The sequence below is a fragment of the Desulfosporosinus sp. I2 genome, assembly GCF_000960765.1.
GTDB lineage: Bacteria > Bacillota > Desulfitobacteriia > Desulfitobacteriales > Desulfitobacteriaceae > Desulfosporosinus.
Genome location: NZ_JYNH01000048.1, coordinates 24,195 through 31,316, shown reverse-complemented (window position 1 = coordinate 31,316; position 7,122 = coordinate 24,195). Strand labels below are relative to the sequence as shown.

General features: G+C 45.0%; 5 protein-coding genes. All 5 read right to left on the bottom strand.

Annotated elements, in window-relative coordinates:
• On the bottom strand, nt 1-794 hold a 794-nt coding region (locus UF75_RS12595), incomplete at its 3' end, for an acyl-CoA dehydrogenase family protein (protein WP_045574944.1).
• Between the two features lie 38 nt (nt 795-832).
• The gene (locus UF75_RS12590) at nt 833-2,020 is read right to left on the bottom strand and encodes an acetyl-CoA C-acetyltransferase (protein ID WP_045574943.1); all 1,188 of its coding nucleotides are present in this window, start codon (nt 2,018-2,020) and stop codon (nt 833-835) included.
• A gap of 18 nt (nt 2,021-2,038) precedes the next feature.
• Entirely contained in the window at nt 2,039-3,337 is a 1,299-nt protein-coding gene (locus UF75_RS12585; protein ID WP_045574942.1) for an acetyl-CoA hydrolase/transferase C-terminal domain-containing protein, read from the bottom strand.
• Between the two features lie 441 nt (nt 3,338-3,778).
• Nucleotides 3,779-5,434 carry an AMP-binding protein gene (locus tag UF75_RS12580; RefSeq protein ID WP_045574941.1) on the bottom strand — a complete coding sequence of 552 codons (1,656 nt, stop codon included), beginning with the start codon at nt 5,432-5,434 and terminating at the stop codon, nt 3,779-3,781.
• 154 nt (nt 5,435-5,588) lie between these two features.
• Nucleotides 5,589-6,827, bottom strand: a complete 1,239-nt coding sequence (locus UF75_RS12575) for a hypothetical protein (RefSeq protein WP_045574940.1) — start codon at nt 6,825-6,827, stop codon at nt 5,589-5,591.
• Nucleotides 6,828-7,122 lie beyond the last annotated feature (295 nt).

The following is a 7,122-nucleotide window of genomic DNA, read 5'->3' as shown; positions in this document are numbered from 1 at the left end:
GAATAAGCAAGGGCCGCCTCTAGAGCTGCCTCAGCAATTCCTAAAGCCTGTGCACCAATTCCGATCCTCCCACCGTCCAGAAGTGACATCGCGACTTTAAAGCCTTGCCCTACTGCTCCCAAAAGGTTTTCTACAGGAACCATGGCATCTTCAAAAATCAGTTCACACGTTGTCGATCCGTTGAGGCCCATTTTCTCTTCCCTTTTTCCTACTTTAAAACCCGGCGTGTCCTTATCCACCAAAAAAGAAGTCACCCCATGAGGCCCTTTCTTGCGATCTGTTGATGCCATAACCAAATAAACATCCGCATTACCAGCATTGGTAATAAAACGCTTCGTGCCGTTTAAGAGGTAGTGATCTCCTTTAAGAACAGCCGTCGTTTGCAGACTCGACGCATCGGAACCAGCATTAGCCTCTGTCAAGGCAAACGCCCCAATAAATTCTCCTCTTGCTAGTTTAGGCAAATATTTTCGTTTTTGTTCCTCCGTACCAAAATAGAGAATCGGAAAAGTTCCCACCGAGGTATGAACCGCTAAAATGACAGCTGTTGAAGCACATCCTTTGGCGATCTCTTCAATCGCCAAGATATAGGATAAGAAATCGGATCCCGCTCCCCCATATTCTTCCGGAATGGGAATACCCATCAATCCGAGTTTACCCATCTTACGAAGGATCTCTTTTGGATAAACATGTGTCTCATCGGTTATAGATGCTTGGGGAATAATTTCGTCTCGGACGAAATCTCTCACCATCTTTTGCATCATTAGTTGGTCATGGTTTAACTGAAAGTCCATCTCTATCCCACCCCAATCTCAATTCACCTTTTATATACTTATCCGCCGTTCACCTCAAGTAGAATTGCATCTCCCTGTGCTGCTCCGCTGCAAATCGCCGCAATACCCAAGCCACCGCCGCGGCGGCGCAATTCATAAATCAGGGTCATGATAACTCTTGCTCCACTGGCTCCTATCGGGTGCCCTAAGGCTATAGCCCCTCCATTGACGTTTACAATTTCTGGATTCCACTTGGCGATCCTTTGACTCGTTAAAGCGACCGCCGCAAAGGCCTCATTCGCTTCAATTAAGTTAATATCCTGAATGGTCATTCCTTTTTGTTTTAAGAGCTTATTGATTGCCAGTCCTGGAGTTGTAGCAATATAGGCAGGCTCTTGAGCAACGCTGGCATGCCCAAGTATCGTCGCCAGTGGCTTCTTCCCTAATTCACGTGCTTTTTGCTCACTCATTAGTACCATTGCACCAGCCCCGTCATTGACACCAGGTGCATTTCCGGCTGTGACAGTACCTTCTTTGACAAAAATAGGAGGTAAAGCAGATAGTTTGGCAAGAGTGGTATCTCGCCGAGGCCCTTCGTCATGGGCAAACCAAAGAGAATCCCCTTTTCGTTGTGGGATTTCCACTGGAGCAATCTCATCGACGAACTTACCTGCGTCGATGGCCTTTGACGCTAATTGTTGAGATCTTAGCGCAAATTCATCCTGGTCCTCACGCGAAATTCCATACTCTTTGGCCACGGAAGATCCGTGGACCGCCATATGGACATTGTGAAAAGCACACCACAAGCCATCATTGACCATCAAGTCCAAAAGACTGTCATTTCCCATGCGATACCCAAACCGAGCCTTTTTTAGGGCAAAAGGAGCATTAGACATGCTCTCCATTCCGCCGGCGATAATAACGTCTGCATCCCCTGCACGGATGATGGTTTCACCTAAAGTCACAGCACGCATTCCAGAAGCACACACTTTATTGATCGTCTCTGAGGTGACCTCCATGGGGAGTCCGGCCTTGATACTCGCTTGACGCGAGGGGATCTGTCCTGCTCCACCCTGGATAACCATCCCCATAAGAACATTATCGATAATGTCCCCTGAAAGTTCCGCACGTTTAAGCGCTTCCCGAATCACATGTGCACCAAGGTCAACCGCGGAAATATCCTTCAGACTTCCACCCATCGTACCAAACGGCGTCCTTGCAGCACTCACAATAACTGCTCTCGACATTGTATCTCTCCTTTACTTCTAAAATAAATTCATTTTCTTAGCGGCTTCCGTTAATTCTCCACGAAAATCAGGATGAGCAATGGCAATCAATGCTTGAGCCCGTTGCTTAGCCGATTTTCCTCGCAACTGTGCAACACCGTATTCTGTAACGACGTAGTTTACATCGTTTTTCGGAGTCGTGATGGCCGAACCAGGGGTTAAAGTCGGTGTGATCCGCGAAATTGTTCCACTCTTCGCAGTAGCTGGAAGCACGATAAAGGATTTTCCACCTTTAGATCGATTGGCCGCTCGAACGAAGTCTACCTGCCCGCCGGTTCCACTGTAAGGAGTACTTCCCAAACTCTCAGAACAGCATTGACCCAGGAAATCTACTTGCATGGAAGCATTAATCGTGACTAAATTATCATTCTGCCCGGCAAGACAAGGATCATTTGTAAAGTCGACTGGGTGCATCTCCAGCTGAGGATTACGGTTCATAAAATCATAGAGACGCTTTGTACCCAAGGCAAAGGTGGCAATTACTTTTCCCGGTAGATAATTTTTATTCTGGTTCGTCACCGCGCCACTTTCAATCAAAGTTAAGATCCCATCCCCTAACATTTCCGAGTGAATACCTAAATCATGTTTATGGGTGAGTTGCATCACGACAGCATCTGGAATAGCCCCAAATCCGATCTGAAGCGTCGAACCATTGTCGATTAAATCTGCCACGTATTTACCGATTGCTTCCTCAACCTGACCAATTTTAGGAAGCCCGACTTCCGTTAGTGGCGTATTATCCTCTACAAGGGCTGATACCTGGGAGATATGAACTAAGCAATTTCCATTGGCAAAGGGTACGTTGGGGTTGACCTCTAGAACGACTGACCTGGCTTTCTTAATCGCAGCCATTGTATAATCGGCTCCTAAACTGATTGAGAAATACCCATATTCATCCATCGGTGATGCAAGAGTAAAGACAGTATCAACTGCATAAAACCCATCTTCAAACATCCGTGGCATTTCGCCAAAATAACTTGGCAAGTAGTCGATCCACCCTTGCTGCCCTCCTGCTCGTGTAACTCCTCCAAAGAAAAATGCCACATGGCGAACATGTTCAACAGTTTCAGGGTCAATATACCCAAACTTTCTAATCGGAAGAATTTGGGATATTTTGACATCTAGGTACTCACGCCGATGCTCTGATAAAGCCGTCAAAAGAGCCGGTGGTTCACCAACTCCGACAGGTACGATAATTGAGTCTCCATTCTGGACAAGCTTGATGGCCTTTTCTGCTGTGCAAAGTTTTTCTTGATAAAGGTCTTGATAGTTGGTCATATTTGCTCACCCATTTCTTGTTTTTTGATAAGTTTCTGGGATTAGACTCCTGACGACATCTTTCTTATTCTGAATCTATTGAATTGTCTTGCAATTCCCGTGCCAAGCTACAATTCGGAGGCTTGATCAGTCTGATTTCCCTATTTTTAAGGGTTACGTCCTGTGCAGGGCACAAATACCCCAGAATACCCGGTTCCAAAAGTGTCCATTTTCGTTTACACATTTGACTGTATAACTCACACTTTACCCCTTTGTCCCAGCTTCAGCTTTATGTCTACTTTGTAGACATGTATCAATTAGTTGACATTTCTATCTAATATTCCATAACCCCTCAAAGGTTTGACTATTTTTGTGTAAAGGACATCTCTTTCCCCAAAAAACGAACAATAAGAGGGTGTAACAAACTAGAAAAGAAGTTTTGTTACACCCTCTTTAATTATCTTACATTTCGGCCGAGGACCGTTTGTAGCTAGCCCATTCTTTGTCCCTCAGTTCAACCCGGCGAATTTTCCCACTGACAGTTTTAGGCAGGGTTTCAACAAATTCAATCAGGCGCGGATATTTGTAGGGAGCCGTTGCTTTCTTGACGTATTCCTGGATGTCCTTCAGCAGTTCTTCACTAGCCTCAAAACTGGTTTTTAAGATAATAAACGCTTTGACCACCTCACCCCGCAAATCGTCCGGGCTGGAAACCACGGCTGATTCTGCCACGGAGGGATGTTCAAGTAAAGCACTTTCCACTTCAAAAGGTCCAATCCGATAGCCGGAAGTCAAAATAACATCATCACTCCGCCCTACGAACCAATAGTAGCCATCTTCATCCATGTAAGCGCGGTCACCGGTCAGGTACCAATTGCCACGATAGACGGATGCAGTTCGCACTGGATCCCCGTGGTATTCCGTAAACAAACCGATCGGACGTTCCGGCTTAACTAGAACTGCCACATCCCCTTCCTTATTCGGGGGAAGAATATCACCGGTTTCATCAATTATTTTGACTATAAAACCCGGTGTTGGTTTGCCCATCGAGCCATATTTCGCTTCTATAAAGGGGAAACTGCCCAATAAGAGCACCGTTTCGGTTTGTCCGTAGCCATCGCGAATAGTTATTCCCGTGGCCTCTTTCCAGATTTTAATGACTTCGGGATTCAGCGGTTCACCAGCCCCTACGCAGTGACGCAAGGTTGGGTATTTATACTTCTTTAGGTCCTCGAGCACGAGCATACGGTAGTTCGTCGGCGCCCCGCACAAGGTAGTTATGGGGTATTTTTCCAGGAATTCCAAGGTCTTTTTGGTATCGAAGCGGCTAGTATGATGGACAAAAACCGCTGCTCCTTGGTTCCAAGGACCAAAAATGCTGCTCCAGGCAGCTTTGGCCCAACCGGTATCGCTCACATTCCAATGTAAATCATCCGGGCCAAGATTGAGCCAATATTTTCCTGTAACACTATGCCCATGGGGGTAAGAGTGGTTATGAACGGCCATCTTGGGATAACCTACTGTACCAGAGGTAAAGTATAAAACAGCTGTAGCATCACTGCGTGTGTGCACTGAGTCAAAGCTTGGTGAAGCTGACTGGATGGTCTTAGTAAAATTCAGCCAACCTTCTCTTTCTGATCCAACAATCAGTTTGGCCCTGACAGTCGGACACTGGTCACTTACTTCATCAAATTTAGCTGCGATATTTGCATCAGTAATGAAAGCTGATGCATTGGAAGCATTAACACGGTAGGCAAGGTCCTTAGCTGTGAGCTGAGTAGTTCCCGGCGAGATTACAGCCCCCATGCGGATTGCACCAACAAAGACCTCCCACCACTCTGAAAACCGAGGCAGAATCAAAATTATTACATCATCCTGAGTAATCCCCAGAGCATGCATAGCATTGGCAAAACGCTGAGAATTTTCACTAATCTCCTTGTAGGTTTTCTTTACTTCGTGGCCTTCATCATCAACCCATAACATAGCCAATTTGTCGGGATCTTGAGCCCATTTGTCCACAACATCTTCGGCAAAATTATAATATTCACCAACCTCTAATTTAAAAGTCCCATACTCCTCCTCATAAACCATCTTGCTCTTGTTGGTAGATTCAGCCATTATAAACCCCTCCTTTTAGTTTCCATAGACTCTCGGCTGGCATTTCGCCAAAATCACTTGGGATGTAATACTCCTACTCGATAACTCTGAACCATGATGTGTCACAGTAAAACACGTCATGACTTGTTATTGTGACACATCATGAAGTAGTATTTTAAGTAGAACTTGACGTTGTTTTTGCTCCAGCCACATCCACATGCTCAGCTTCCGAAGTATAGAATGGATATTTTCCCATGAACCAATCGTTAAAGAGTAAGGGGATAATAGCCCAGAATAACCAAACCAAGGGTTTGTTAGTATGATTAGAGAATTCTGGTTTCAGTCCTAATAGAGGCAAACATACTGCGTAATAGATATAAAACTGAACTACTGCAGCAACGAAAACCCCAACTGTCCGAACGAGCCACCCAACAACGCTTCCCCATTTTTGAGGCCAGTTATCGAAATAATGGTTCCAGATCAAAAACGGAAATAAGGTAAAGCCAGCAAGGGAGGCAGAATTGTAATAGCGCCATGCCAAGGATGTAGGCCCATCAGCGGCTTTAGGATCCACAGCACCCCATACTGCACCCATTCCAGCTACAGCGATTTTACAAGTAACGTAGGACAAAAGAATGATTGAAACCAAGGCAACGAGCCCACTCCAAGGCTGTTTTTTAATAAGATGAAACGGTTTTCCCGACCAGACATTCGCAGTCATGAACAGGTAAACAACCATCCATTCCCAAATCCCAACAATAAAATACAGGTGAGGAACTCCATCAATCGCTCCCCACCAAGGAGCAGCGGCTGCAATAGGTTGCTTTAAAGCCACAGCTACGTAGAAAGGATAAATTAGGCATCCATAGGCTAAGAGCGTTACGACCGTAGTGATCGACCACTCCGCCAAGCCAGCAGAAGGCGCGTCAAGTTTGCCCGCCCAAGGCCACTTTTTAAAGATAATCGTCCAAAACGCATAGGTAAAAAAGCCCATTAGTACCACCATTGTTAGAGATCCACCAACGTATTCGTGGGCTACTTCTTCAGCGATCCCACGAGCCTCTAAGGCTTCAACACTCCAGAGAGGAAGTATGAGCTTACCAAGAAATCCTTGAAAAATACCATAGATAATGACGTAGACCATCACGATGTTGACCCCAATTTCCACAATCCCGCGGGTCACCGGACTCTTAATCTTGGCAAATGGCCAATCTCCAAAAATCATATGTTGCCAAAGGCCTACCAAAATCATCCAAGCCAAAAACGCAAGGATAGGGTGTTCATAAAACTTAAAGATTCCATGGGGTGAGGCAAAAATAAACCAAGTTACCAGTGCGATAAGTAAAAGAACAACTGTGGAAATAATACCGGTTAAGGGTTGCCCCCAACGGGGTTTCGAGCCGTGATCTGACATAAATTCCCTCCTCTTTACTTTAGCATTAATGACTATGACTTAATCCAAAATTCTTCCTGAACAACGCTTCTTATTTGTGAATCATCTAAGCTAATCGTCTTAACGCATCCCCCCTTTTCAGTTTAAATATAATGTATTCAGAATATATTTAATTATTTGTTTTTCAAATAATTCTGAATATTAACTTTGTATATAAACCCCTACTCTGTAGGGGTCAACCTGTTACTCATGCACGGTAAACATTCACTCACAATAAATTTGGGGGATCGAAATGGAAGTATTTTGAAAATTTATT